This is a genomic window from Vibrio sp. 10N.247.310.17 (assembly GCF_041466605.1).
GTDB classification, from domain to species: Bacteria; Pseudomonadota; Gammaproteobacteria; order Enterobacterales; family Vibrionaceae; genus Vibrio; species Vibrio tasmaniensis_A.
The window spans coordinates 1-2,334 of sequence record NZ_JBFSTC010000190.1; the positions used below are offsets into that span (position 1 = coordinate 1).

Genomic DNA, 2,334 nt, shown 5'->3' on the forward strand with positions numbered 1-2,334 from the left:
GGTTAGGTTGATCAGCTCTTCAACGCTTAATGTGACTTTGCTTGATTCAGACATAGTAGAAACCTTATTTAATTGCTTACAGTTTATAGCATTATGATGAGGAAGTCATTCACGCCAGAATAGGCGTAAATGAGAGACATGTTTCACTAATGGCTATATCCAACCACGCTCCACAAACGACACCACATCTTCAAAAGACACCACGAAATGATCGAGAACTCGAATATCAACCAAGGCTAACGCGTCGGTCAGTCGTCGAGTAATACGTCGATCGGCTTGACTGGGTGTGGCATCACCGCTGGGATGGTTATGATAAAAAATGACCGCGCTTGCATTTGTGGCCAGTGACTCTTTGACCACTTCACGCGGGTAAACGGATGCGGTGTCAATGGTGCCGTTAAACATCTCTTTTGTGCGTAAAACTCGATGCTGACTATCAAGAAAGATCACCCCAAACACTTCGCTTTCATTGGAAGCAAGTGAAGCCTGACAAAATGACTTCACCAATTTAGGGGAATTGAGTGGCGTCTGCTCTGACACAAACAACTTAGATTTTAAAATGCTCGCGGCATGGTTCAAGATATTTTTTTCTTCGACAGAGAAAAGGCTGTGATTAGAGTAGTTAGCAAGTACAGACATAATAGATCCCTTTTAATATTTAAAGTCGTGATGGTCGGCGCTCAGTCCGTGTTATTGGCCATACAAGATAGTCAGAAGATCTTTCGCTCTCGCTTGATGCTTAGCGGTCGTTTCAACGTTTCTCTCTTCTTTTTTCGCATAGGCGTAATCTTCTCGCATCTGTTTCACAGTCGTAGCTCTATCACATACGCCAATACTCACCCCTTTTCCTTTATTTCCTTCCTCCAAGATCAAAGAGTCGGTATAACCAAACTCATTAAGTAAAATCTCATGCACTTTAACCGCTCGAACGCTCGAATTAAAGTCCGTTGAATTCACCCAAATAAGTCCCTTTGAAACAGTCGCGGAAACGGTCGAACGCACTGCACGTTCAACGACCTGGCAGGAGATATCATTTTTTGGTGAGCTTTCGTGCCCAGCGGCGAAACGCTGGTCGCTGAACATCGATTTAGAGAGAGTTGGGCTTGAGTTTCGTTGTGCCATGAGGAGTTTCCTTTTTGTTTGAGTATCACTTTTATGGAGCCGCTTGGCTGTCCGGCAAGCGCTCATGGTTATCAATAACAAGGGCGCGAAGCGTTCATATACCCTTGTTATTGGGGCTCTGAGCGAGCACGGTAAACAGCCTGCGAGCCCCATCAAATGATGCAAGTCGAAAGGGAAATCGGCACATAAGGCAACAAGCCCTTACTCGAACTTAATGGAGGTCAGTGAAATGAGTGAGGAGGTACGACGAACAGCAACGAGGAAGACTGACGAGGCGCAGGCGTTTAGGGTTGTATCGATAGGAGCTTGTAGAGAAGCACCTTCTGGTGCGGCACGCAGTGGCTCACTAGGGTGATGCCAATCTAGGCCATAGATGAAAGCTCCAAGAGAAAGCCTTGCCCGAAGGATCACGCCTAAGGAAAGAGCACCTCATTATTTCTCACCCCACGTAAAAAACTAAGAAGCAATAAGCTAAGAGATAAGAAGCCAAGAATGAGGATTCTTTAAATACATTTACCCGTATGGGTATATCGATACTGCCACCTTGCTCACTGTAACCTCCCTTTTGAGAGCCAAAGGTCAGCGTCCCTTTTTCAAAACGAGCATTAATGGTCTCAAGCGCTCGATTAAGCTCTAACTTGTTAGAGTTAGCCCCAAATCAGTCAAGCCAGTTTCTAAGTTAATGTATATACGTCTATAAGTAAGGCAAACACTTGTCGTATTTTTCAGTAGGAATAAAAACAGATATCGTCCTTACCTCACTTTTTTGAGACCTCACCTTAGTCATCACTTCAGCGCAGTGATGTACTATTTCTCCAAATAGCACATCCGTTTCTCTTAATCGGTTCCGATAACTTAGTTCAACTGAATTACGCAACAAAGAAATATCAAAATCCTTCATACGTGGTGCGAGCCATGTAAATCCAAATCAAACGGTGATGAAAACCGTGCGGTGCTTTATTAAATTATTCATATGTGTGCTCTACCCTTTGCCACTTAGAGTAGTTATATCAAGATATTTAGTTATAGTGCGTTAATGACACAATGCCTTTCTAGCGTAAATCAATTTTAATTAAGCCAAGAAATTATTTACACCTTCGCAATAATTATTGGCTTTGTTGCGTAATTCAGTTTAGAAACAGAGTCTCCCCGTTTCTCATGCTTTTTAGTCAATACGACAAGTTTCAGGCATACCTAACCCAGTAAGCTTGT

General features: G+C 43.2%; 3 protein-coding genes. All 3 read right to left on the reverse strand.

All coding sequences use genetic code 11. The annotated features are described in order from the left end of the window. Positions 1-153 precede the first annotated feature (153 nt). Positions 154-639 (reverse strand): DNA repair protein RadC, encoded by a 486-nt coding sequence (radC, locus tag AB6D80_RS24650; protein WP_372189900.1) that lies wholly within the window; start codon positions 637-639, stop codon positions 154-156. 51 nt (positions 640-690) lie between these two features. Then, a complete protein-coding gene (locus AB6D80_RS24655; RefSeq protein ID WP_102258042.1) occupies positions 691-1,122 on the reverse strand; it encodes a hypothetical protein in 432 nt (143 codons plus the stop codon). A gap of 201 nt (positions 1,123-1,323) precedes the next feature. Further along, a complete protein-coding gene (locus AB6D80_RS24660) occupies positions 1,324-1,533 on the reverse strand; it encodes a hypothetical protein (protein WP_133154775.1) in 210 nt (69 codons plus the stop codon). Positions 1,534-2,334 lie beyond the last annotated feature (801 nt).

Coding starts and splice junctions, on each gene's coding strand:
- AB6D80_RS24655 (WP_102258042.1), bottom strand. CDS start 1,122: ATGGCACAACGAAACTCAAGCCCAACTCTCTCTAAATCGATGTTCAGC.
- radC (WP_372189900.1), bottom strand. CDS start 639: ATGTCTGTACTTGCTAACTACTCTAATCACAGCCTTTTCTCTGTCGAA.